At 72.1% G+C, this 23766-nt stretch carries 18 protein-coding genes; 13 read left to right on the top strand and 5 right to left on the bottom strand.

From position 1 onward, the window contains the following. Positions 1-2 precede the first annotated feature (2 nt). Positions 3-1670 carry a type VI secretion system baseplate subunit TssF gene (locus tag D7Y21_RS22300; RefSeq protein ID WP_121715569.1) on the top strand — a complete coding sequence of 556 codons (1668 nt, stop codon included), beginning with the start codon at positions 3-5 and terminating at the stop codon, positions 1668-1670. Between the two features lies 1 nt (position 1671). On the opposite strand, the gene D7Y21_RS22295 is transcribed toward D7Y21_RS22300, so the two are convergent. The 5 genes from D7Y21_RS22295 to D7Y21_RS22275 form a co-directional block, all read right to left on the bottom strand. Next, complete coding sequence (locus D7Y21_RS22295) at positions 1672-2058, bottom strand: DUF4280 domain-containing protein (RefSeq protein ID WP_120565682.1); 387 nt, start codon at positions 2056-2058, stop codon at positions 1672-1674. Continuing rightward, a complete protein-coding gene (locus tag D7Y21_RS22290; protein WP_121715567.1) occupies positions 2058-3740 on the bottom strand; it encodes an AMP-binding protein in 1683 nt (560 codons plus the stop codon). The genes D7Y21_RS22295 and D7Y21_RS22290 overlap by 1 nt, the downstream gene beginning before the upstream one ends. Continuing rightward, positions 3737-4777 (bottom strand): hypothetical protein, encoded by a 1041-nt coding sequence (locus tag D7Y21_RS22285; RefSeq protein WP_147443308.1) that lies wholly within the window; start codon positions 4775-4777, stop codon positions 3737-3739. The genes D7Y21_RS22290 and D7Y21_RS22285 overlap by 4 nt, the downstream gene beginning before the upstream one ends. Before the next feature lie 162 nt (positions 4778-4939). After that, the gene (locus D7Y21_RS22280; protein ID WP_158627329.1) at positions 4940-7261 is read right to left on the bottom strand and encodes a PAS domain-containing sensor histidine kinase; all 2322 of its coding nucleotides are present in this window, start codon (positions 7259-7261) and stop codon (positions 4940-4942) included. 219 nt (positions 7262-7480) lie between these two features. Next, positions 7481-7855, bottom strand: coding sequence for a DUF1622 domain-containing protein (locus D7Y21_RS22275; protein ID WP_120565678.1), 375 nt, complete (start codon positions 7853-7855; stop codon positions 7481-7483). Positions 7856-8127: 272 nt separating this feature from the next. Between D7Y21_RS22275 and D7Y21_RS43500 the strand changes: the two genes are divergently transcribed. Genes D7Y21_RS43500 through D7Y21_RS22220 form a run of 12 tightly spaced genes read left to right on the top strand, consistent with a single transcriptional unit; the run spans position 8128 to position 23448 of the window. Continuing rightward, positions 8128-10086: a hypothetical protein gene (locus D7Y21_RS43500; protein WP_121715563.1), complete on the top strand. Its 1959-nt coding sequence runs from the start codon at positions 8128-8130 to the stop codon at positions 10084-10086. Positions 10087-10102: 16 nt separating this feature from the next. Further along, positions 10103-12424: a phage tail sheath subtilisin-like domain-containing protein gene (locus D7Y21_RS22265; RefSeq protein ID WP_158627328.1), complete on the top strand. Its 2322-nt coding sequence runs from the start codon at positions 10103-10105 to the stop codon at positions 12422-12424. Then, entirely contained in the window at positions 12424-12987 is a 564-nt protein-coding gene (locus tag D7Y21_RS22260; protein ID WP_121715559.1) for a phage tail protein, read from the top strand. The genes D7Y21_RS22265 and D7Y21_RS22260 overlap by 1 nt, the downstream gene beginning before the upstream one ends. A 24-nt stretch (positions 12988-13011) precedes the next feature. Continuing rightward, on the top strand, positions 13012-13503 hold the full coding sequence (locus D7Y21_RS22255) for a phage tail protein (RefSeq protein ID WP_120565674.1): 492 nt from the start codon (positions 13012-13014) through the stop codon (positions 13501-13503). 1 nt (position 13504) lies between these two features. Next, on the top strand, positions 13505-14380 hold the full coding sequence (locus tag D7Y21_RS22250; RefSeq protein WP_121715556.1) for a hypothetical protein: 876 nt from the start codon (positions 13505-13507) through the stop codon (positions 14378-14380). An 18-nt stretch (positions 14381-14398) separates the two neighbouring features. After that, positions 14399-14611 (top strand): hypothetical protein, encoded by a 213-nt coding sequence (locus D7Y21_RS41525; protein WP_147443306.1) that lies wholly within the window; start codon positions 14399-14401, stop codon positions 14609-14611. Further along, positions 14608-15336, top strand: coding sequence for a hypothetical protein (locus D7Y21_RS22245; RefSeq protein ID WP_121715554.1), 729 nt, complete (start codon positions 14608-14610; stop codon positions 15334-15336). Before D7Y21_RS41525 ends, D7Y21_RS22245 begins: the two co-directional genes overlap by 4 nt. 10 nt (positions 15337-15346) lie before the next feature. Beyond that, entirely contained in the window at positions 15347-15625 is a 279-nt protein-coding gene (locus D7Y21_RS22240) for a tail protein X (protein WP_121715552.1), read from the top strand. Next, positions 15625-16812 carry a phage late control D family protein gene (locus D7Y21_RS22235; protein WP_121715550.1) on the top strand — a complete coding sequence of 396 codons (1188 nt, stop codon included), beginning with the start codon at positions 15625-15627 and terminating at the stop codon, positions 16810-16812. Before D7Y21_RS22240 ends, D7Y21_RS22235 begins: the two co-directional genes overlap by 1 nt. Next, a complete protein-coding gene (locus D7Y21_RS22230) occupies positions 16812-17186 on the top strand; it encodes a GPW/gp25 family protein (RefSeq protein ID WP_121715548.1) in 375 nt (124 codons plus the stop codon). Before D7Y21_RS22235 ends, D7Y21_RS22230 begins: the two co-directional genes overlap by 1 nt. Continuing rightward, a complete protein-coding gene (locus D7Y21_RS22225; protein ID WP_121715546.1) occupies positions 17183-20950 on the top strand; it encodes a baseplate J/gp47 family protein in 3768 nt (1255 codons plus the stop codon). Before D7Y21_RS22230 ends, D7Y21_RS22225 begins: the two co-directional genes overlap by 4 nt. Beyond that, positions 20947-23448 (top strand): hypothetical protein, encoded by a 2502-nt coding sequence (locus tag D7Y21_RS22220; protein ID WP_121715544.1) that lies wholly within the window; start codon positions 20947-20949, stop codon positions 23446-23448. The genes D7Y21_RS22225 and D7Y21_RS22220 overlap by 4 nt, the downstream gene beginning before the upstream one ends. The last annotated feature ends 318 nt before the right edge of the window (positions 23449-23766 follow it).

Here is a 23766-nt window from a genome sequence, read left to right as displayed (position 1 = left end):
CCATGCGGATGGATGAAGCGCTCTACGCGTCGTTCCTGGAGGAGCTCCAGGCGCTGGAGAAGTTCCGCCTGGGCTACACGGCCCTGCACCCTTCAGCGCCGCTGGACGGCGAGGACGCGGACGTGCGGCGGCTCACGGAGGCCATGGCCCTGTTCACCGCGCGCACGCGCCGGGCGGGGCAGCGCGCGTTGGAGCGGAGCACGCTGCGGTTGTTCCAGCAGCACTTCGCCTACCTGCTCAATCCCATCCCCGCCATGGCCATGTTCCGCGCGGAGCCGGACGCGCGCTTCGTGGACGCCGCGGAGCTGCCCCGGGGCACGCCCTTCCTCCTCAACCCGGGCCAGGGCGGCGGTCCCACCGGGCCGCTCTCGCTGCGCACGCTGGCCCCGCTGCGGCTGTTGCCCGTGCGGCTCACCCAGGCGCGGCTGGAGCGCCAGGGCGAGGACGGCGCGCTCCTGCGGCTCGTCTTCGAGGGCGGCTTCCCGCGCAACGACTCGCCGGGCGAGGTGCGGCTGCACATCAACCACCTCAACGACTTCCGGGCGTCCCTGGCGGTGTTCTTCCAGCTGAAGAGCGCCGTGCGCTCCGCCACCGTGTGCTTCGACGACGGGGCGGTGGAGCACGAGGTGAAGCCCTTCGACGCGCACTCGGGCCCGGTGCGCTTCGGCGCGCCCCGGCCGGTGGCGGCGGAGGGCGAGGCGTCAGAGCACCCGCTGCAGCGGCTGCGGCAGCTGCTGCACTTCCCTCAGCAGGAGCTGTTCCTGGAGGCCCGCATCCCGCCGGCCCCCCGCAACTGGCAGGGCTTCACGCTGACGCTGCGCCTGGCGGGCCGCTGGCCGTCGGAGCTGGTGGTGGGGCCGGACTCGTTCGTGGCGCACGCGGTGCCGGTGGTGAACCTGCAGCGCGCGATGGCGGCGCCCGTGGAGCACGACGGCACGAAGGAGCGGCACGCGGTGCAGCACCCGGATCCGTCCATGGGCTTCCGGCTGAACACGGCCACGGGCGTGTACCAGCTGGGCCCGAAGGGCATGGTGCCCCTGCGCCCTGGCGCCATCTCCGGAGGCGCGGAGACGTACGAGCTGGAGCACGAAGGCCAGGGCCTGGCGCGCACGTCGTGGCTGGCGCTGGACATGCCGGACGCGTTCCTCAAGCCGGTGCGGCTGGGCGTGGACGGCCTGTGGCACCAGCCGCTGCCGCCGCGCTTCGATGCGCGGGGCTACCGGCCGGTGCTGGCGGACCGCTTCCTGGAAGGCGTGCCGTGGAGCCTGGTGGGCGCGGTGGCGCCCGGCGGGGACAACCCGGTGGAGCACGGGCAGCAGGCGCTGTTGCAGCTGCTGGCGCTGCGCACGCAGCGGTTCCTGGGGCGCGAGGACCTGCTGTTCCTCCTGGAGGTGCTGGGCGTGCGGACGCAGCGGCACTTCAGGGATCTGCTGCCGTCCCTCACGGAGGTGTCCGTGAAGTCCAAGCCCTTCGCCCGGAGCGCCGCGGGCTTCAAGTACGTGTACCAGCTGGGCTTCGGGCCCATGGACGCGTCGCTGCTGCCGCTGGTGGACCTGCTCTGCGGCCGGCTGGTGGAGCTGTTCGCCGTCTGGAGCGCGGAGGACGTGGTGGAGCTGGAGGTGCGCCTGCCCCAGCGCGAGGCGCCCCTTCGCTACGTGCCCCTGCCGTGAGTCACTTCACCTGCATCTTCGTCTGGCCGGGCACGTTGATCTTGATCATGCCGCCATAGGCGCAGGTGCACATGGACTTGTCGGTGAGCGCGGGCTTGCCCTTGATGAGTACGGTGGGCGAGCCCGGCGTCCACGGCGCGGGGAGCATGGGCATGCACGGCATGGGCGTGAGGACGCCCATCGCGGCGGCGGTGGCGGCGGCCACGGTGGGGTTGGCCATGGACTGGCACATGCCGAAGGGCGGCACGTTCATGCCCGGGATGTTGTCCATGATGGTGGCCGCCGGCGCGGTGGCGTTCACCTGGTTGACGGGCGGCACCGACAGCGTGGAGGGCGCCAGACCGAAGCTGCACTGGAGCATGGCCCCGGACACGACCTGGATTCCCATCAGCGTGACTCCACCCGGGCGCGCAGCGACGTGAGCGCCTGGAACAGGGGGTCCCCCGACTTCAGCTTCAGGGCGCCCGTGAGGTACTGCGAACGGCACCACTCTTCATCCACCGGCCCGTCCTGCTGGCCGTCCAGGCGCCGCGCGTGGAGCGCGAAGCGCTCGATGCGGTCCGGCAGCGCGTCAGTTCCCAGGGCCTGTTCGATGCGGCGGCGCACGTCCGCCTCTCTGACCTCCACGCCGGGGGGCAAATCTCCGGTGAAGACGAGCAGCACGCTGCGATACGCGCCCGCCATGCCGCTCACCGGCACGGCCAGCCCCACCGCGTCCAACCGGGGACCGGGGGGCTCGCGCAGCACGTCCGCGGCCTCCGTGAAGAGGAACACCCGGCCCTCGCGCCGGGGCTCGCATGCGCCGAAGTGGTGGTACTGGCCACGCACCCGCGTCAGGACGACGTGCGCGGGCGGCCGTCCGGCGTCGGGCAGCGGGGTGAAGAGCCCCGTGTCTCCCGGGGCGTCCTGCCCGCTGTCGGTGAAGTCGCGCAGCGCCCAGGCGCGACCGGGCGCGGGGGCGATGTCCGTGTGCACGTCCGCCGCCACGCGCCGGTGCGAGCACAGCACCGCGCCTCCCCATGCCGGGTCCACGCACACGTTGCCGCCGGGCACGCTGGCCAGCCCGCAGGCCTTGAGCGCGTCGCGCCACGCGTGGAAGTCGAAGGGCGCCTGCGGATCCCTGAACCACAGGCCCACGTTCTTGAGCGGAAGCCGCGCGCGGGTCACCAGGTCGCGCACGGCGGGCGTGAGGCCCAGGGCGCGCACCGGGTGTTCGGTGAGCAGCGCGGGAGAGACTTCCAGGTCCGCGGGCTCCACGTGCAGGTACGTCGCGCCGCGCAGGAGCGTGGTGAAGTACAGCGCCGGCAGGTGCTGGAGCGGGTGGAAGCCCGGAGCGGCCAGGTGGTCCCCGGGGGACAGGCCGAAGGTCAGCAGCCCGTCCACCAGCGCGCTCCGCCACGCGTCCCCGGCGGTGAGCGGCACGGGCACGTCGCTGGGGTTGGCCAGCGGGGAGAAGAGCAGGCCCACCGGCTCCGTTGGCTTGTACGTGTACGACGCGAGCGCGGGCGGCACCTGCGTCTGCATCGGCAGGAGCCGCGCGGCGTGCTTGCCCAGGAGCGGCGCCTGGTGCGGCTCGGCGGCGATGTGCTGGGGCGCGAGCGCGTCCAGCCTGCGCGCCACGAAGGCGCGGGCTCCGGGCGGCAGGAGGCTCACGCACGCGCCCAGGCCCAGCGCGGCGCACAGCGACACCATCAGCTCCGGGCCCGGCGGCAGCATCAGGCACAGCTTCGCGCCCGGCTTCACGCCCAGCCCCGCCCAGGCGGTGGCCCGCCGCGTGGCCTGCTCCTGGAGCTGGCGGTAGCTCAGCGTGCGCCAGCCCTGCGTCCGCGAGTACGCGCGCAGCGCGATGCGGTCCGTGGTGGCGTGGCGGGCCACCAGGTCGTGGAAGAAGTCGTGGTGCTGGCCGGTGCGGCTCTTGAAGGGCGTGCTCCGGCCGGCGTGGACGGGAGCGAGCGCGGCGGCGAAGCCGTCCGGATCCTCCCAGCTTCGCGCGAGCCACGCGGGCACGCTGTCCGGAGGCGGCTGGGTGCCGTCGAACGCGGCGAGCACGATGCGTGGCTCGAAGGTCATGGCGAGGACCGCGGCGCGGGTTCAGGGGGGAGCAGCTCGCGGGTGGGCACTGGCTCCACGCTCGAGTCCGGGACGTACTCCGGCCGCGTCTTGAACTCCTCCAGGCGCAGCTGGGGCACGGGCTCCGGGAGCACCTCCATCCGGGGAGGAGGCTCCTGGCGGAACGACACACCCAGGAGCACCCGGGCGATGGGCGTGCCCGGCGTGCGTCCCAGGCCGGGCCCGGCGAGCGCGTGCAGCTCCAGGCCCTCCGACAGCGGGATGCGCCCACCGCCGAGCACCTCCACCGCGGGTTGATCCATGTCCGCCGCGAAGGCGGCCTTCACCGCCAGCTCGCCGCGCAGCCCCTGTCCGGCCGTCGTCACCCCGGCGCCCAGGCGGACCTCCAGCATCTGTCCGGAGGCGCTCGGCGCGGAGAGCGGGTTGCGCGAGCGCAGCAGCACGCCGGCCTCCAGCGCGGGCTTGAGGAACCCCACCTGCGTGCCCATGGCGGCCAGGGCTCGCACGCGAATTCCCGAGTCCCGGCCCAGCACCGCCGCGCTGCCGATGGGCAGGCCCACGCCCAGGTCCATGGCGAGGTCCACCGGGTGCTCGTCCCGGCGCGACAACAGCCCCAGGCGCGCTTGTATCTCCGGGGTGCCCAGGCCCTGCGAGGCCAGCGGCGTCAGGCCCAGGGGCGCGGGATCATCCCCCTGCTGCCACAACACCACGGGCACCTGCGCGCCCACCTCCAGCCACGGCAGCACCCCGTAGCTGCCCGCCAGGACGGAGGACGCGCGGTTGCGCACGGCCTCCAGGCGGCGCTCGCCGTTGAGGAGCACGAGCGGCAGTTGCTGATACTGGCCCACCAGCCCCAGGCTCATGCCTCCGGGCACCAGCAGCTCGCCGTTGCGCATCACCGCGGTGCCGCGGCCAGGGTTTATCTCCAGGTGCTCCAATTCAAAGCCGGGCAGGGCGGACTGGGCCCAGGCGGGCAGGGCGCTCAACAGGACCGCGGCGGCGGCGCCGTGCACTGACAGGAATTTGGGCATGGGCATGTTGGCGCTCTGGCCCGCTTCCGGCGGGACGCGCTCCCCCGGCGGGCATCATACCCAGACAGCGATGCGAAACATAGCCGTGCCGGCGGAATGAGCAGGAAATGGGGTCGGCGCGGCCCTGATGCATGGGGTTGGCGACCTGCTCGGTCCTGGTGTTCCGGGTCAGGGGGACGGCAGCTCCACGATGAAGGTCGCACCGTGACCGGGCTGGCTCTCCACGCGCAGGGTGCCGTGGTGGGCTTCGACAATCTGTCTGGTGATGAAGAGGCCCAATCCCAGACCGCCGTAATGGCGTGTCGACACGGCGCGGGTGAATTTCTCGAAGATGGCCTGGAGGCTCCCCGGCGCGATGCCGATGCCTTCGTCCCTCACGCTCAGCCGCGCGTGGCCGCGGGCCTGCTCCACGCGAATCGTCACCGGGTGGCCCGTGCCGTATTTCAGCGCGTTGGACAGCAGGCTGCTCGCCACCTGCTCCAGCCGGTGGCGGTCCCAGCGGCCCACGACACCGGGTGGCGCGTGGATGATGAGCTCGCAGCCCGCCTTCGCCGCCTGGGGCTGGAAGCGCTCCACCGCGTCGCGCACCACGTCCGTCAGGTCCACGTCCTCCAGCCGCAGCGGCGCGGAGGGGCCCGTGAGCTGTGTCACCTCCAGCAGGTCGTTGATGAGCGTGGTCATCTTTCGTATCTGCCCGGAGATGGTCTCCGCCGTCTTCACCACGCGCTCCCGCAGCGACTCCAGCGTCTGTTCCGTCTGAGCGTCCCTGACCAGGGATTGGAGCTTGAGCTGCAACGGCGTGAGCGGGGTCTTCAATTCATGCGACGCCACCGTCAGGAATTCGTCCCGGAGCGACACGGCGTGCTGGAGCTGCGCCTGTGTCTTTCTCAGCTCGGTGACATCCTGGAGCGCCAGGAGGACCGCCTCCGGATGGCCGTGCTGGGCGGGGAGGGTGCCCGCCTCCACCAGCAGGGAGTAATGCCCCGTGGGCGTGTGCCAGACGACCGGCTCTCCGTGCACGGGACTGCCCATCACCGCGCGGATGCCGGGAATCTCCTCCATGGTCAGCTCCCGGCCCGCTTCGTCCGTGAAGTAGTGAGCGCCGCCCATGTAGCTCTCCTCCCGCAGACCTCCGGGGAACTCGCCGCCGGCCAGCTGCCGTGCCGCCTGGTTCGCGAAGATGATGCGGCCGGTCACGGGCTCCACCAGGATGATGGCCACGGGCGTCCGGTCCAGCATCGCCTCCAGCCACTGCTGCTGGTTCCTCAGGAACGCGGCGGACTCCTCCAGCTTCTTCCGGGCCTCCACCCGATCCGTCACGTCGACGGCGAACGACAGCACGGAGTCCACGCGGCCCTGCACGTCGCGCAGCGGCTGGTACGCCACGTCGAACCGCCGCGTCGACTGGACCCCGTCGCCCTGGAAGTCGGCGATGACCGGGACCTCTTTTTCGATGAAGGACTCTCCCTGGCGATAGGCCTTCTCCAGGAGCCGCGAGTACTCGATCCCCCGTTCGCTCACGACATCCCTGATGGAGGCGCCCATCAGCTCCGCGCCGCCTGACAGCACCTTGTAGAGGGGGTTCACCAGCGTGAAGATCTGCCGCTCGCCGGAGAGGATGGCGATGGACGCCGGGGCGCTCGTCAGTACGGAGCGCAGCCTCGCGCGCTCGTTCTCCGCCTGGGCCTCCGCCTGCTTGCGCTCGGTGATGTCCTCCGCCGTGGACACCCACTCCCGGATGACGCCCTTCTCCCCGAACACGGGCACCGCCCGGCCCACGACGTCCCGATAGCCCCCCGCGTGGAAGCGCAGGCGGAACTCGCCGCGGTAGGACGTCTTCGTGCGCAGGGACTCCACCCAGCTGCGCACCACGCGCTTGCGGTCGTCCGGGTGGATGGCGGAGAGCCAGCCCAGCCCCAGGTGCTCCGCCTGTGTCTGGCCCGTGAAGGCCAGCCAGCGCGGTGCGGAATCCACCACCTCGCCCCGGGCGTTGGTGGACCACACCGGCTGCGCCATGGCCTCCACCAGCGAGCGGTAGCGCTGCTCGCTGGCCTGGAGCGCGTCGTGGGCCCTGCGCTGTTCGGTGACCTCCGACACGATGACACCGATGCCCAGCAACACGCCGGAGTTGGTGCGCACCGGGTAGTAGCTGACGAGGAAGTGGCGCTCCACGCCCACCTCCTTGGAGGTGGCGCCCACCACCTCCACCGTCTGCGCGCTCCCTCCCTCCAGGATGCGCTGATACTGGGGACGGAGGGTGGGCCACATCTCCGGGACGATGTCCTGCACCTTGCGCCCCAGGTGCGCGGCGCGCGGGAGGCCATTGATGGCGGCGAGCGCTTCGTTGACCTGGACGAAGCGCTGCTCCATGTCCACCACCGCGAGGCCCACCGGCGTGCTCGCCACCAGCGTCTCGAGGAGCAGCCGGGAATGCGCGTCGGAGAGGGTTTCGATGGTCTCCGGGTCGAAGCTTGCGCTGGGGCTCTCCACGCGCGCCTCCTTTGACCCCGACCCTTCCCGGCGAGCTTGGAGGCAGGGCCCCGTGACGCCGCTTCCCACCATGGGAGTGGCCTGATCTGGAGGGTGTGCATCCCCAGCGCCCACGGGCAATCCGCACCGGCCCGGAGGCGCGGCTGCCGCCTGGCCGGCACCAATGACAGACAGCCAGAGGGCCGGGCCCTCCCGTCCCGCGCATGCTCTGCCGCCGGGTCAGGCACGCGGAGGACCGGGCCCATCCCCGTCAGCTGGCTTGGATTGCCAGGGCCAGCGCCTGTCGATCTCCACCTCCAGTGTGAAGCTGAGGAAGGTCCGGATGAGGACGATGAGGCCCAGGATGATCACCTGCCGCAGCGTGGGCGCCCCCGCGACCGTGCGGATGATGTCCGCCGCCACGAGCAGCTCCAGTCCCAGAAGGATGGCGCGGCCCAGGTAGTGGCGAAGCTGGCGGTACGCCTCCGCCCGCCGTGACCCCCGTGCGTCCCGGAGGACGAGCGCCACGGACACCACCGTTCCCACCACCATCACGCCCACGCCCGAGGCGTCGAACAATTGGGCGGCCAGGGCCACCAGCTCCTCGAATCGCATCCACCGTTCCTCCTCCGGCAAAGGTGGTTTGCGACGCAGCGGACAACCACCACGAGCCACCCTCCCGTCGGTATGGGAAACTCGTCAGAATAGACACACAAAATATCAAATCAATACATGCGTGCAGTGTTGACGCCGGCCGGGCTCCTGATTCATTGTCGCCGCCCTTCGCGTGTCACAGCGGGAAATGGGCGTTTCTGCGGGGTGCCGGGGGGTGCCGTGACGCAGCAGTTTGAAACCAGACATGGCGTTGCCCTGGAGGGTCGTTTCGCGTGATTCGCGAGATCCTCAGCGGCTTGTTATGGCAGGGCCGGGTGGCCTTGCGCAGCGGCGACGTGCGGGTCTTCGCCGCGCATGGCTACGTGGATGAGGGCTACCGGCCTTCGCGCGTGCCGTTCCTCTCCGTCGTCGGTCCGCTGGGCCTGTTCCCCGAACCCGAGCGCGAGAACGGCCGCACGGGCGTCGCCACCTTCCGCGTGCCGGGCTACCTCGTCGGCAGGCCTCGCGCTTCCGGGGACAGCGTGCCCCCCAATGGCTCGCTCCAGCTGCGCCTGGATGGCCGCGCCACCGTCACCCTCACGGGCCTGCCGGGTGGCTCGTTCGCCTCCGCCGCGACCGGCCCCGCGCTCGCCGCCGCCATCAACGCGCGGCTGGCGGACGCGCTCACCGGTGGACTCTTCCAGGAGCCCACGGGCGCGCCGCTCACGGACCCCCTGCTGCTGGAGGCGCTCGCCGCCGTCATCGCGCGCTGGGACGTGGAGGGGAGCCGGCTCGCGCTCAGCTCCGACGCGGGCATCCCTTCCATGGAGTTCCGCTCCAGCGTGGAGGTGCTGCCCGTCACCGGCGGCATCGAAGGAGCACTGGGTCTGGAGCCTCCGGAGCGTTCTCAAGAGGGCCGGGTGTTCCTCAGCAAGATCCGCGCGCCCAAGGCCATGGCCATCGACGTGCAGGTGGACCTGTGGGCGGGCTCGCAGGTGGACCTGGCGTCCATCATGGACACGGTGGCGCTCTCCATCCCCACGCGTGGGCAGATGGTGCTGCGCCCGTCGCTGCTGGCCGAGGACGTGCCCGAAGGCGCCACGACGGTCCGCCTGCTGACGCGCGGTGAGCCCACCACCGTCCTGTCCCTGGTGCACCTGGAGGCCAGCGACCAGAACCTGGAGCGCGCGCGCGGCGGACGTGTGGACCTGACGCCCGGCGCGTCCTTCCTGCCCGGCACCGACGGCCTGCGCCTGTCCGGCACCGGCACCGCCTCCGTCCTCGTCTACCCCATGCCGGCCGTGCCCGACCCCTTCCACGCCGACAATCCGGCCCCGGACGGGCTGGCGTTGTCGCTGGGACTGAGCGTCGCCGCTGGCGCAGTGGAGGCGCAGACGCTGCCGGTGGCCGTGCTGATGGCGCAGGGGCAGCCCGTGCTGCGGCTCATCGTCCGCTACGTGCAGGTGGACACCCGGCTCATGGGCGAGGTGGTGGCCACCGCGACGCTGGCGCAGGCCACCGGGACGCAGGTCGCGGAGACGCGCTGGCGGCTTCCGGCGGAGCGGCTGGAGGCCGGCGTGGTGCTGCACGCGCGGCTGGAGGCGGGGGAGGGCGTGGTGTGGCTGTCGGCGGATGGGGCGCCGCAGCCGCTCCAGGACGCGGAGGCCACTCCCGCGCCGCCCGTCGCCGCGCCGGGCGTCACCGTCGCCGCGAGCGACATGGTTCTCACGCTGGGGGCGCAGGCGGGCACGCCGTTGGACTTCACGGTGGACCACGTGCACCTGGTGGCGGAGCCCGTGGGGCCGCTGGACCCCGCGCTGCGCCGCTCTGTCACCGCGGCCTCGCGCCTCAAGCCCGGCGACGTGGTGGTGCTGGGGTCGAGCGAGGACGGCTACCGCGTGGGCAAGCAGCGCTTCCAGGCGCTGGTGCTGGGGCTGGACGGCGACACCGTGACGCTCAGCCGCCCCGTGGAGGGCGCCTGGGCCCGGGGCCGCACGCTCGTGTTCCAGGAGGAGTGCTTCTTCTTCCAGACGCAGCTGCGCCGCCGCGACGACCTCTTGAACCACCTGTACCGCTGCTGCGTGGACTACCGGGTCTCCGCGCTGATGGACGAGCCGAACGCGCGCACCACCGCCCGCCTCGTCGAGACGCCCCAGCTGGACCTCATCGCGCGGGGCGCAACGCGAGGCGCCAGCGGCCACCCGGGAACATCCGTCACCGAAGTCGATACCGCCAGGCGCGGGACCATCTGAAACCAGGAGGATGAACGTGGCTGAGCGACTGCATCCAGGCGTCTATGTCGAGGAGATCAGTGCCGGTGCGCGCCCCATCGAAGGGGTGGGCACGTCCACGGCGGCGTTCGTCGGCCGCACGGCGCGAGGCATCCCGGCCCTGGCTCAGTTCGTCACCGGCTTCGCCGATTACGAGCGGGCCTTTGGTGGCCACGAGCCCGGAGAGGCGGGCCTCGTCGCGCAGGCGGTGGAGGCCTTCTTCGATTCGGGAGGACGGCGCGCCTACGTCGTGCGCGTGCTGCCCTCCGACGCGGTGGGCGGCGTGTCCGCGCCCCTGGCCTCACGCGCGGGCGGCAGCCTCAACGCCCTCACGTTCCTGGCGCGAGGCGCGGGCGAGTGGTCCGACTACCTCCGCGTCAACGTGAGCGACTCCATCAACTTCCCCAGCGAGGCGTTCCGCGTGGAGGTGACGTGGACGGAGGCCGGGGCCACGCGCCGCCTGGAGGCGTTCGAGGACGTGCGCATGGACCCGTCCAGCGAGGACTACGTCGGAGACCGCATCAACGACATCTCCCGCTACATTCGCGTGCGCGACGAGTTCCAGGTGGCGCTGGCCGCTCGGGCGCCCGGCGCGGTGCTCGTCCCGGGCGTGCCTCCCCGGCTCAAGGCCGCCGTGCTGGCCAGCACGAAGTACAGCCTCTATGACGGCGGCAAGCTCCAGGTCTCCACCTGGGACGAGGCCCAGCCGGACCTGCCCCGCACGGTGCTGGACGTCCCCATCACCCAGGCCCTGGTGGTGGCCGCCGTGCCGGGCGCCGCGTTCGTCAACGGCCGCGTGCAGCTGACCGCCACGGAGCTCAAGGCCTTCCTCTCCCAGGCCGTCACCGCGGCGGGCCTCACCAACACCTTCGTCATCAGCGGCACGGACTCGCCGGAGATTTCGCTGAAGGTGGCCACCGGGCCCACGCTCACCATCCCCAAGCCCGCGGGTGCGACGTATGACCTGGACCCGGAGGACGCCAAGGTCACCGTGGGACCGCCGGGCGCCACCACGGTGGTGCCCATCCCCATCCTGGCGGCGAACGCGGGCGCGGTGACTCCCGCGGAGCTGAACCACTCGCTGAGCGTGGCGCTGGCCGGCAGGGTCGCGTCGGTGGTGACGGACGCGCAGGGCAACACCGTCATCACGGGCCTGGCCACGGCGGCGGGCACCTCCACGCTGTCGCTCTCCGCCACCGGCTTCACCGGCACCGCCGCCGCTGGAACGGCGGGCATGGGCGCGGAGTCCTTCGACGGGCTCCAGCTCTCCATCAGCGAAACGCTCCAGCCCACGGTGCCCACCATGCTCCGGCAGCTGGGCTTCGCGCCGCGCGCCCGGGGCTACTCGGACGACTCGCCCGCGAACCCCGTCGTGCGTCCGGCGGCGGTGACGAACCTGCGGCTTCTGGGCGGCGACGACGGCGCGGGCCTCCTGGACACGTCCGACTTCGCGGGCGACGCGAAGCTGCGCACGGGCCTGCACGCGCTGGACACGGAGGACGTCAACATCGTGGCGCTGCCCGGCAAGAACGAGGTGTCGTTCATCGCCGCGGGCGTCGCGTACTGCGACAACCGGGGCGACTGCTTCTTCCTCGCGGACGGCCCCGGCGGCGTGGACAAGGACTTCGCGGTGGTGCCGGACGACGCGAAGCAGTTCGTGGAGGGGCTGCCATCGCGCTCGAAGAACTCGGCCATGTTCTATCCGTGGATCCGCGTGGCGGACCCCGTGGGCGTGGGCCGCAACCCCACGCGGCTGGTGCCGCCGTCCGGCCACGTGGCGGGCCTCTTCGCGCGCACGGACACCACGCGCGGCGTGTGGAAGGCGCCCGCCGGCATCGAGGCGTCGCTCGCCAATGCGCTGGGCCTCCAGTACCCCGTCATCGACGCGGAGCAGGACCTGCTCAACCCGGTGAGCCTCAACTGCCTGCGCCAGTTCCCCGGCGTGGGGCTGGTGTCGTGGGGCTCGCGCACGCTGGGGCCGGAACCCGAGTGGCGCTACATCCCGGTGCGCCGCACCGCGCTCTTTCTCAAGGAGTCCCTGCGGCGCGGCCTGATGTGGGCGGTGTTCGAGCCCAATGACGAAGAGCTCTGGGGCCGCATCCGCGTCGCCATCGAGTCCTTCATGCTGGGGCTCTTCCGGCAGGGCGCGTTCCAGGGCAGCACGCCCGAGGAGGCCTTCAGCGTCGTCTGCGACCGGAGCACCAACCCGCAGGAGAACGTGGACGCGGGCATCGTCACCGCGCAGGTGGCGTTCGCGCCGCTGAAGCCCGCGGAGTTCGTGGTCATCGAAATCAGCCAGAAGAGCCTGCTGGCGGCCTGATGCCCACGCCCGTCCCCGCCAACGCCCGCAACCCGCTGCGGACCTTCCAGTTCCGGCTCCGGATGAGCACGTCCGCGGCCGGCGACTACGTGGCGGGAGTGCGCACCGTGTCCGGCATGTCCGTCAGCGTGGGCGCGTACGAAACCTGGGAGGGCGGCAACAACCTGCACCGCTACGCCCAGCCCCACAAGGTGAACTGGGAGCCGCTCGTGCTGGAGCAGGGGCTGGCGCTGGACGACACGCTGGAGCGCTGGGCGCGCGCGGTGCTGGAGTTCGCGCGCACCGGCAAGGCGCCCGGCGAGCCGGTGAAGCGCGACCTCTTCCTCGACGTGTGGGACGCCTGGGCGCACCCCACGGACGTGCCCCCGCCCGGAGGCATGGCGGCGCGCATCCGCAGCTTCCACGTGCACAACGCGTGGGTGAGCAAGCTCCACGCCCTGCCCAAGCTGGACGCCATGGCGGGCGAGGTGGCGCTCCTGACGTTGGAGCTCACCCACGAGGGCTGGGAGCCGGTGCCCCGGCCCGTGTTGTCCACGCCCACGACGAGCCTCCCGGCGCCCTGACGTCTCCATTCGAGGAGTGAAGCCATGCCCCGATTCGTCGAATCCACGAAGCGCGACCCGTACCGCAACTTCAACTTCCGCGTGCTCTTCAACAACATCGAGGTGGCCGCGTGCCGGAAGATCTCCGGCCTCACCGGCACCGTGGAGGTGGTGAAGTTCCGCTCCGGCAACAGCCCGTCCTCCGTGGACGAGCTGTCCCCGGGCCGCGTGCACTACGAGCCCCTCACGCTGGAGGCGGGCCTCACCCAGGACACGACGTTCCGGGACTGGGCCACCCAGCTCATCCGCCATGAGGCCACGCCCGGCTTCCGCGCGGCGGAGCCGGACTTCCGGCGCACCGTGGAGATTCTGGTCTTCGACCTGGACTTCAACCGCGCGGTGAAGAAGTTCGTGCTGCGCAACGCGTGGGTCTCGAAGTTCACCGCGATGTCGGAGCTGGCCGCGGAGGCGAACGAGATCATCATCGAGCAGCTGGAGGTCCAGCACGAGGGCTTCACGCTGGAGCCGGTGGTCTGACGTGCTCCTGGAACCTCCCATCCCGGTGCTGCTGCCGCACGGCCTCTTCGACGAGGACGGCCGCTGTCACCGCCAGGGCGAGCTGCGCCCGCTCACCGGCCGCGAGGAGTGGGCGCTGGCCCAGGCCGGCGAGCGTCCCGGCCCGCGCGCGGTGAGCGGGTGGCTGGCGGCGTGTCTGGGACGGCTGGGGGACTACCCGCGCGTGGACGCGGAGCTGGCGGCCTGCCTCACGCGCGGAGACCGGCACCACCTGGCGCTGCACCTGCGGGCCCGGATGTACGGGGACCGCGTCGCGCTGGTGGCGCGCTGCCCGGCGCCCGGATGCGAGGCGATGGCGGACGTGGACGTGCGGCTCTCCGCGCTCTCACCGGAGCGGGTGGACGCGGCGCCGGAGGTGCTCACCGTGGCGCTGCCGGAGGGACGGGCGGAGGTGCGTGAGCCCACGGGCGAGGACGACGCGCTGCTCGCGGAGGCGCATGGCACGCGGGCGGAGCGGTCCGCGCTCCTGTGGTCGCGGCTGGTGGTGGTGGACGGGCAGGCGCTGAGCCCTTCCGCGTGGCTGGCGCTGCCCGCGCGCTCACGGCACGCGGTGGCGCTGGCGTTGGCGGACGGCACGTCCGCGCCGGACCTGGGGCTGCTGGCGCGCTGTCCGAGGTGCTCCGCGTGGTTGGAGCTGGAGCTGGATCCGTTCGCGCTGCTGGCTCGCGAGCTGCGGGGCGGGGCGGCGCGGCTGGAGACAGAGGTGCACGTGCTGGCCTTCCACTACCACTGGTCTGAGGCGGACATCCTGTCCCTGCCGAGGGCCCGGCGGTGGCGCTACCTGGAGCTGCTTCGCAACGAGCTGGAAGGCCGTCCGCTGGTGGATGGCTGGAGCTGACGAGAGGACGCACACGCCATGGCCCCACCCCCGGTGCAAGGACAGGTCGGACTCACCCGCCGCGAGATGGAGCGTGAGCTCGCGTGGATGCTGCGCAGCGTGCCGGATGACCCCAAGGAGTTCGTGAAGCTGTTCACCCAGACGATGGTGGCGCTGATGGACAAGAACAACGAAGCCATTGCCCGGAGCCTCGCCCAGCGCGAGCCGGCCGGCGCCCGGGGCAACGGATGACGCGCAACCTGGACCCGACGCTCATCGCGTTCGACCAGCAGCTCCAGAAGGGCATGCTGGTGACGCTGCCGCCGTCGTCCGCCGACCCGAAGGCCGAGCCGGGAGTGATCGCGCTGCGCTTCCAGTACAACCCGGAGACGGTGACGCGCACGCGCGCGGGCCAGTGGGAGACGAAGCCCGGCAAGACGCCCGAGCAGACCAAGATCCTCACCGACGGCCAGCGCGGCGGCGGCCTGCACGCCAAGAGCGAGACGATTGCCCTCAAGCTCGTCTTCGACGTGACGGAGGCGCTGCTGCGGGACACCGTGGGGGAGGGCGTCCAGGGCGTGCTGCCGGAGCTGGCCGTGCTGGAGGGCATGGCGCTGGGCAAGGACCAGACGGGGGACGAGGAGAAGAAGCCCGCGACGAAGCTCATCTCGCTCAACCCCACGGAGCTGCTCTTGATGCTGGGGCCGCGCACCTTCCCGGTGGTCATCACCGGGATGACCATCGTGGAGCAGCGATTCGACCCGGCGTTGTTCCCGCTGCGCGCGGAGGTGGACCTGCGCATGCGCATCCTGGAGGTGGGGGAGAACGCGGCGAACAACAAGGTGGCCCAGGCGTTCGCGAACCTGCGCGACCAGCGCCTGCGGATGGAGGACCTGGCGGCGGTGAAGGGCGCGGACGCGAGCACCCTCATCGCGCAGGCCCTGGCGCCGCAGGTGAAGCTCAACGGGGCGAGCTGAAGAGACGGCCATGAGCGACCCCTCCTCGCGACACAAGGACCTGCCGACGTACGCGGTGCCGCTGGGCCCGGAGGGCGCCACGGTGTCGCTGTACGTGCCCCGCGTGGCGCCGCGCGTGCCCACGTCGCTGTTGCACAAGGTGGTGGCGGGGGACCGGTTGGACCTGCTCGCGCAGCGCTACTTCAGCGACCCGTTCCAGGCGTGGCGCATCGTGGACGCCAACCCCACCTTCGAGCCCGAGGCGCTCCTGGAGCCGGGCACGGTGCTGTTCATCCCGGAGAAGCCCTGATGGCGGAGCAGCGCGCGGCGTTCCTCCAGCTGTGGATCGACGGGCTGCCCATGACGGACGCCCGTGGCCGGGTGTCGCGCCTGGAGGTGGATGAGCGCACCGACGACGCGTCGTCCTTCCACCTGTCCCTGGACATGGCGCCCACGGACTCGGGGGACTGGGACGCGCTGGCGGACGGGCGCTTCGCGCTGCTCAAGCGCGTCACCATCTGCTTCGGGCTGGGCGCTCCGGACAGCGAGGCGCCGGACGTGCAGGACGTGGTGTTCGACGGCTACATCACCGCGGTGGAGCCGTACTTCGGCCCTTCGCGCGTGCCGGACTCGTCGCTGGAGGTGTACGGGCTGGACGCGTCGTGCCTGATGCACCTGGAGGAGCGCACGCGCTCGTTCAGCGGCCTGTCCGACGCGGGCATCGTGCGGCAGGTGTATGGGGAATATGGCTTCGCGCTGGACGTGCAGGAGACGGCGCCCGTGCGCGACCCGGCGCGGGCGGTGGTGCTCCAGCGTGGCACGGACGCGTCGCTCCTCCGGTGGCTCGCGCGGCGCAACGGTTATGAGGCCTTCGTGGAGCGCAAGCCGGGGCCGGTGGGCGCGGGCGCCAACGCGGCGCCGGAGAGCGTGGGCCACTTCCACCTGCCCCGGCCGGACGGCCCGAAGCAGCCGGACCTGTCGCTCATCCCTCGCTCCACGCCGTCCGTCATCGAGCTCAAGGCGCGTTGGGAGAGCCACCGCCCCACGGAGCTGCACGGGGAGCACATCGACGAGCGCACCCGGCGGATCCGCTCCGCCACGGTGACGGCGCCTCGCTTTCCTCGCATGGGGCCCACCGGCCGCGCGGACATCCTGAAGGCGCGCATGGCGGCGGTGCTGCCGAAGCGGCCCCAGACGAAGGCGGTGGGCCTGCAGTACGTGGACGTGCCGCACGACGTGCCGGAGGTGGAGAACCTGGCGTGGTCGGACTACCGCGAGGCGGACTGGCTCGCGGAGGCGAACGGCACGGTGCAGGGCCTGCGCTACGAGCGCATCCTCCGCGCCCGGCGTCCGGTGGGGCTCGTGGGGGCGGGCAAGCTGATGGATGGCACCTGGTACGTGCGCGGCGCCCGGCACCGCTGGGTGTGGGCGGAGGCGCTGGCCCGCTACGAGGTGGACGTGGACCTGGCGCGCGACGCGCTCAACGGGGTGGCGTGATGGGACGCGGCCTGTACTTCCCCTTCCAACTGGGAGACCTGGGCACGCCGCGCACGGTGGGGCCCTCGCAGGTCATCCGCCAGCAGTTGGAGCAGTTGCTCTTCACGCTGCCCGGGGAGCGGGTGAACCGGCCGCGCTTCGGGTGCGGCGTGCAGCGGATGGTGTTCGGTGCCGCGAGCCCGGAGGCCGCCGCCACGGCCGAGTACGTCATCCGCCTCAACGTGCAGGAGTTCATGCGCGACCAGGTGCGCCTGGACGCGGTGAAGGTGAGCGCCGAGGACGCGACGCTCTACGTGGACATCCTCTACACGCTGCTGGCGACGGGTGAGGAGCACGCGGAGCTGTTCCGCCGGGACCTGGAGGCGCCGCCGTGAGCTCGCGGGTCCTGACATTGCCACTGGAGGCGTCGCTCGCGGAGGCGCAGGCCGCGTTGGAGACCACGCCGCCGGGCGAGGTGGAGTGGGTGCTGCCCGTGGGCGAAGGCGTGCTCACCACGAACTTCGTCGTCGGCACGCCCGCGCACGCGCTGCGGCTCACGGGGGGGCCGGGCGTGACGCTGCGGCTCGACGGCGGGACGCTCGAAGTCACGGGGCTCGTCACCGGACTGTCGGGCGTGACGGTGGTGGCGGTGGACGCCGGGGTGGTCCTCCTGGGGGCACGGGTCGAGGTGTCGGACGTCACGGTGAACGCCACGGCGTCGGGGGATTGCGCGGCGGTGAGCGTGGAGACGCCGGATGGCACGGTGGTCATCGACTCGCTCACGGTGACGCAGGCGAAGGGCGAGGTGGCGACGGGGCTCCGGCTCCTGGCGACCGAGGCCCGCGTCACGGGCCTGTCCGTGGACGGAGTGAGGGCCACGGTGGGGGACGCCTTTGGCGTGCGGGCGGTCTGCCAGCGCTCGCAGTGGGCGGACGTGGCGGTGAGCAACGTCATGGGCATGGAGACGGGCGTGGGCCTGGAGCTTGCGGGCTTCACCCGCGCGGACCTGTCCGGGCTCACGGTGTCCGAGGTGTCCGGGCCGAACGCGACCGGCGCGCGGGTGCTGGTGGCTCGGGGGGAGGGCGAGGGCCTGTCCATGGTGGACGTGTCCGTGAGCGAGGTGAACGCGTTCGGGGTGCAGTGGAGCATCGGGCTCGTGGCGGCTTCGGTGGGCCCGCTCCAGGTGCGTGGCTTCACCGTGCAGCGGGTGCAGGGCGGGTTCCCGATGGGGCTGCTCGCGCTGGGTGGGCGGAGCATCGAAGTGGCCATGGGCCAGGTGGAGGACATCGCCGCCGGAACGCGCGCCACGGGCATGCGGGTGCTGGGGGGACCTTCGCTGGAGCCGGTGGTGGTTCGCGACGTGGAGGTGAGCCGTGTGTCGGCGGCGCCCGTGCCGGTGTCCGCGCAGCCCGCTGCGGCGTGGTCAGACTGGCTCACCGTCGCGTTGGATGCACTGTCTGCTTCGGTCGCGGGGCCGCTGACGCTGCCTGGGTTTCCCATGGATGCGGACGTCGTGGGCCTGCACGTGGCCGCGCCGCTGGGCGGCCTGGAGCCGGTGCTGGACGTGGGCACGCCGGGGGAGATCGCCGTCGAGGACTGCTCCCTCTTCGTCATCACCGGCACCGCGTTGCAGCTGGAGGGCGGGCTGCGCACGGCGCTGGTGCGGCGCACCGAGGCCTGGACGTCGGTGCACGCGGGCTGGCTCCAGGCGGAGCAACTGCTGCTCGCGCAGCTCACCTGGCACCGGCATGCGCATGGGCTGCGGTTGGGACCCGGGGAGATTCGCGCGTACGACTCGCTCTTCACGGCCATCGTGGGCGCGCCCTTCGTGCTGGAGCCAGACGCGGAGCTGTCCGCATCGCCCGCGCTGTTCGCGCAGGGCGCGGCCCCGCCGTTCCTGGAGGTGGGGCCGCTGCCGTACCGGACGCCGGGGACTCCGGAGGTCCCTCCCGTGTTGCTCACCGGCGGCCTGCCGCCACCGGAGACCGTGGACCTGCGGCTGGTGCCGGATGCGGCCATCTCGCGCGCGGCCGTGCCGGTTCCGGGCGATGGTCCTCGTGACCCGGCGCCGTTCATTGGCGCGTGGGCTCCGGACGTGGTGCCGGGCTGTGACGTGCGGGATCCGCAGCCGCGCCCGTGGCTCGCGGCCCCGGAGCGGCCGGCGCCTGGCGCGCTGGTGGACTACCGGGCCCGCGACGCGCAGTCGCTGCTGGCGGTGATGCTGGAGCGGGCCCGCACGGTGATGGCGCAGTGGGAGGACCGGGGGCCCGCGGACTTCAAGACCATGTTGCTGGAGGCCGTGGCCGCGCAGCTGGACTCGCTGGCGTACCAGCAGGAGCGCGCGGTGGTGGAGGGCTTCCTGGAGGATGCCCGGTTGCGGCGCTCCGTGGAGGACCACGCACGCGGGCTGGATTGCGTGCCGGACCCGGGGCTCTCCGCCACGGTGATGCTGCGGTTCAGGTTGGATCCGGAGGCACTCGCGGCGCTGGTGAAGGCTCGGCTGGAGGAACTGAACCTGACAGTGCTGCCGCCCGGCACCACCGCGCTGGAGTTCCTCACCGGTGGCGGCGTGCTGGAGATTCCCGCCGAAACGCTGGTGGCGAATGGCTCCACGGACGAGCACTCGCTGGTGTTCGTCACCGAGTCGCCCCTGTCGTACTTCCCCCGGCTGGAGGCCGTGACGCTCGCGGAGTCCGTGCAGTTGGGGGACACGGGCGCCACGCTCACGGGCCTGTACCCGGAGCTGGAGCCCGGCCGGTGGCTGATCCTCTACCAGGGCCGCGGCGAGGGCGGACACGTGGTGCGAGTGACGTCCGTGGCGCTCGCCACCGATACGACCTTCGTCGGGTGGGACCCGCGCAGGTTCGCGCCGGAGGTATTCCTGGCACCGGGAGACCCCGCGCCCGGGCCTCGCGCGACGGTGCTGGGCAACGTGGTGCCCGCGCATCACGGGCTGCCGGTGACGCCGCTTCCAGAGGGCTTCGAGGCGGACTCGGCGGAGCCCTTCGCGCGCAGCCTCGCGCAGTGGCGCGCGTTGCTGTCCCCGGTGGTGGACGGCAGCGAGGAGCGCGAGTTCGCCCTGCCGTTCCATCCAGTCAGCGTCCAGGCCTCCGGGTATCCACTGCCGGAGGAGACGTCGCGGCGCGGGACACCCCAGCTCCAGGTGAGCGTGGAGGACGACCCCTGGACGCTGGTGGACGACCTGTCCGTCCAGGGGCCGGGGGATGAGGTGTTCGTGCTGCGCGCGACGCCCACGGGTGGCGCCAGCCTTCGCTGGGGCGATGGCGTCAACGGCGCCGCGCTGCCGCCTCGGGAGACGACGCTGGGACTGTCGCTGCGCGTCGGGCTGGGGACGGTGGCCAACGTGGGGGAGGGCGTGCTCACGCGGTTGCTCCAGGTGCCGTTGGATCCGCAGCGCTCCGCGTCCGCGGGCGAGCTGCTGGCCCAGTCGATGGACGACGTGCGCGCGTTGGTGCGCGTGGACAACCCGCTGCCTGCGGTGGGGGGACGCGACGCGGAGTCGCTCGACTCCCTTCGTTACCGCGCACCGGCGGGCGTGTCGCAGCCGCTGTCCGCCGTCACGGTCGATGACTACGTGCGGATGCTCCAGCAGATGCCGGAGGTGGCGGGGGCTTCGGCGCGCGCCGTGGACCGGGACCTGCGCACGGTCATCCGCGTGACGGTGTTGCTGCGCGACGAGGACACACTCGACCGCGACGAGCTGCTTCGCCGCTGGGCTGGAGTGCGCAGCCGGCTGGAGGAAATCCGCCTGCTGGGCGTGGACGTGGAGGCGCTGCCGCCCAAGTGGGTGCCGCTCGACTTGGACCTGGAGGTGGATGCCGAGCCGCATGCGCAGGCCGACCAGGTGCGCGACGCGGTGGTGGGCGCCATCGCTGGGGACGGCGGCCTGTTGGATCCGGACCGCTCTGGCCTGAACGGCGACGTGCAGCTCGCGGACCTGTACCAGGCGGTGCTGCGCGTACCGGGTGTGACGGCGGTGCGGGTGAAGCGCTTCCGCCGGCTGGAGCCCCACGCGCAGGAGCGGCTGGAGGCGGGCGTCATTCCCATTGGACCGGACGAGGTGGCCACCGCTCGGGGTGGTTATTGGCCGGGTTCGGAAGGCGTCCTCACCGTGCAGGTGTGCGGAGGCCTGCGATGAGTCGCGTTCCTTCCACGCACCAGGCGCTGACGCATGATCAGCTCCGCACCCGGCTGGGCGAGTCGGCGCGCATCGTCTACGCCCGGCTGGACGAGGCGCCCACGTGGAATCCTCTCGCGTACGCGGCGCCATCCTCGGTGGACCTGGGGCGGGGCCTGCTGGACAGCGTGGCGCTCGCGCTGCATGTGCTGTGGACGTATCAGCAGGCGTGGGCGGAGGAGGGCTTCCTCGCCACCGCGCGGCTGGAGGACTCCGTCTCCAAGTTGCTCGGGCACATCGGTTATCGGCCGAGCCCGGGCACCGCGGCGGTGGGGCTCCAGCACTTTCGCTGCAAGGCGAACGTGCGCGGCACGCTGTCCGCGGGAACGGCGGTGAATTCGGCGGCGGAAGGGGAAGAGACCGCCGCCGTGTTCGAGACGCTCGCGCCGCTGCGCCTGTCGCCGGAGCTCAACGAGCTTCGCGCGTTCCTGCCTCCTCCGGTTGGAGCAGGGACCGGAGCTGGAGCCGGGACGGGCGCGGGAACGGGCACGGGTGGAACGGGTGGGGGGACCGGCGCGCCTTCTGGCGAGCCGGGTGAGCCCGGGGCTCCGGCGCCCACGGGCGGCATCTTCGGGCCTGGCTCTGTGGTCGCGGGGCTCCAGGAGCGCATCGAGGTGCAGCGCCACGGTCCGCTGGAGGAACGGCAGGTGGCTCGTGCGAAGCAGGATGCTCGCAAGCTGGCGTCGTTGATGAAGACGCTGGACCTGGGTGGAGATGCCGCGTGCAAGAGCACGCTGGACGCGCTCTGCGAACAACTGTGCGAGGCCCAGAAGGTCGTGGCGCAGGCCGTGCCTCCGCCCGGCCGTCCCGTCGGCGCGTTGTCCGAGTCGCAGGAGATCCTCGCCCGCCAGCTCCGGAACTTGCAGAAGCGGCAGGCGGACGCACTGGCCGCGCTGGAGGAGGCGCTGGCCCCGTGCGCGGACGAGGATCCGACAGTGCACGCGGTCCGGTTGGACAAGATGGTCACGTTCCTGGATGCCTTCGTGAACAGCCTCATCCAGGAGGCGCGGGATCAACTCGTCATCCTCAAGGGCAGTGAAGCGCTGAACCGGGCGGACCAGGCCTTTGGCGCGGAGGCGGGCGTGGCCCGGCCGCTGGGCGTGGCGGCATCTGGCACGGACAGCCTCTATCTGCCGCCGCTGACGGATGCCTCCGGGCTCACCTCGCAGGATCCACCGGTGCGCCCGGGAGACTGGTTCGTGCTGGCCGAGGACGTGGAGCGCCTGGGCCCCGGCGGAGCGAAGGGCACGGAGCGGCTCTACCGAGAAGCGCTGCGAGTGCTGCGCGTCCGCACGGAGGTCCCGCCCGGTCAGCGCACGCCGATGACGCAGGTGACGTTCCAGCCGCCGCTGTCGCGCGCGTACGCGTTGGATCGCGTGGTGCTGCTGGGCAACAACACGCTCGTCAGCGAGGGCTCCACGGTGGAGGAGGTCGCCGTGCCCGCGCTGGATCTGCGCACGGTGCCGCTGCTGCATGGACCGGTGACCTGGCTGCGCGACCCGAGCCGAGCGGGAGGCCGCCGCCCGGAAGTGTCCCTGACGGTGGGGGGACGCGCGTGGCATCCGGTGGATTCGTTGTTGGACGCCGCGCCGGATGAGCTGGCCTTCGCGGTGGAGCCGCTACCGGCCGGGGCCGCGAGGCTTCGTTTCGGGGAAGGGGAGCACGGTTCGGCATTGCCCCTGGGCGCGGAGGTGCGGGTCCGCTACCGCGTGGGCAGAGGGACGGGAGGCAACCGGGCCGCGCTGCGGTTGCTGGCGATGGCGAGCCCGCACCCGTGCGTGGAGAAGACGTTCAACCCGTTGCCGCTGGCCGGAGGAACGGATCCGGAGGCACCGGCGCTGGCGCGCGTGCGAGGGCCCGCGGCGGTGGGCGCGATGGACCGCGCCGTGTCTCTCTCGGACGTGCGTGCGCTGACGTTGGTGTTCGACGGAGTGCACCGCGCGAACGTGTTCCGGGACGGCGTGCGCCGCCGTTCGTTGAAGGTGGTGGTCTCCGGGCCAGAAGGAGCGGCCCTTGGCGCGTCGGACCTGGAAGCCCTCCACGCGCACCTGGCGGCACGGGTGGCGCCGAAGGTGGAGCTGCACCTGACCAACCGGCAGCGCGTGGAGGTGCGGCTGCGGGTGCTGCTGCGCGTGGTGAAGGGCGCGGATCCGGTCGCGGTGCTTCAAGAGACGCGCCTGCGGTTGGGCGTGGATCGCGACCCGGAGCGCGAGCCCGGCCTGCTGGATCCGGATCGCGTGGAGCTGGGACAGGACCTGCAACTGTCGGACGTGTACGGCGCGCTCGCGGGCATCGAGGGACTGCGCTCAGTGGTCGTTCAGCGGCTGCACCGCGAAGGTACGCCGCCAGCCCTCTTCGAGCGCATCGTCACCGCGCCCGGCGAGCTGCTCGCATGGGCTCCGCCGTCCGGAGAAAGCGATGGCGTCGCGCTCACCTACGAGGAGGCCCAGGACCTATGAGCCCCGCCTCGATGCGCCTGAACAAGCGCTGCCTCACGCCCCGGGACACGGACTCCGTCCCCGTGGATGCACAGGTGGGAGCCCGACTGGGGCCCCTCCATGGAGGCGCACCGCGCGAACCTGTCCGACTGTCGGACAGGTTTGGACGACCGCGGGGGGACTCCCGGGCCTGTCGGGCTCCCCGGGACGCTGCCTGTCGGACCTGCCGCGCCAGCCGGTGTGGCTGGGGGACGCCCCCGCTCCCGCCGGGCCCCGGAAACCTGTCCGACTGTCGGACAGGTTTGGAGCGGTCAGGGCGGGAGGGGGACCGCCTTGAGG

It is taken from the genome of Corallococcus sp. AB045, from assembly GCF_003668895.1.
GTDB lineage: Bacteria > Myxococcota > Myxococcia > Myxococcales > Myxococcaceae > Corallococcus > Corallococcus coralloides.
The sequence above is the reverse complement of the archived record's forward strand: the minus strand, read 5'-3'. Positions and strand labels throughout refer to the sequence as shown.

Bases quoted from the DNA above. Each gene is read 5' to 3' on its own strand.
- D7Y21_RS22300 (WP_121715569.1), top strand. From the start codon at position 3: ATGCGGATGGATGAAGCGCTCTACGCGTCGTTCCTGGAGGAGCTCCAG.
- D7Y21_RS22295 (WP_120565682.1), bottom strand. From the start codon at position 2,058: ATGGGAATCCAGGTCGTGTCCGGGGCCATGCTCCAGTGCAGCTTCGGT.
- D7Y21_RS22290 (WP_121715567.1), bottom strand. From the start codon at position 3,740: ATGACCTTCGAGCCACGCATCGTGCTCGCCGCGTTCGACGGCACCCAG.
- D7Y21_RS22285 (WP_147443308.1), bottom strand. From the start codon at position 4,777: ATGCCCATGCCCAAATTCCTGTCAGTGCACGGCGCCGCCGCCGCGGTC.
- D7Y21_RS22275 (WP_120565678.1), bottom strand. From the start codon at position 7,855: ATGCGATTCGAGGAGCTGGTGGCCCTGGCCGCCCAATTGTTCGACGCC.
- D7Y21_RS22260 (WP_121715559.1), top strand. From the start codon at position 12,424: ATGCCCACGCCCGTCCCCGCCAACGCCCGCAACCCGCTGCGGACCTTC.
- D7Y21_RS22255 (WP_120565674.1), top strand. From the start codon at position 13,012: ATGCCCCGATTCGTCGAATCCACGAAGCGCGACCCGTACCGCAACTTC.
- D7Y21_RS41525 (WP_147443306.1), top strand. From the start codon at position 14,399: ATGGCCCCACCCCCGGTGCAAGGACAGGTCGGACTCACCCGCCGCGAG.
- D7Y21_RS22245 (WP_121715554.1), top strand. From the start codon at position 14,608: ATGACGCGCAACCTGGACCCGACGCTCATCGCGTTCGACCAGCAGCTC.
- D7Y21_RS22240 (WP_121715552.1), top strand. From the start codon at position 15,347: ATGAGCGACCCCTCCTCGCGACACAAGGACCTGCCGACGTACGCGGTG.
- D7Y21_RS22235 (WP_121715550.1), top strand. From the start codon at position 15,625: ATGGCGGAGCAGCGCGCGGCGTTCCTCCAGCTGTGGATCGACGGGCTG.
- D7Y21_RS22230 (WP_121715548.1), top strand. From the start codon at position 16,812: ATGGGACGCGGCCTGTACTTCCCCTTCCAACTGGGAGACCTGGGCACG.
- D7Y21_RS22220 (WP_121715544.1), top strand. From the start codon at position 20,947: ATGAGTCGCGTTCCTTCCACGCACCAGGCGCTGACGCATGATCAGCTC.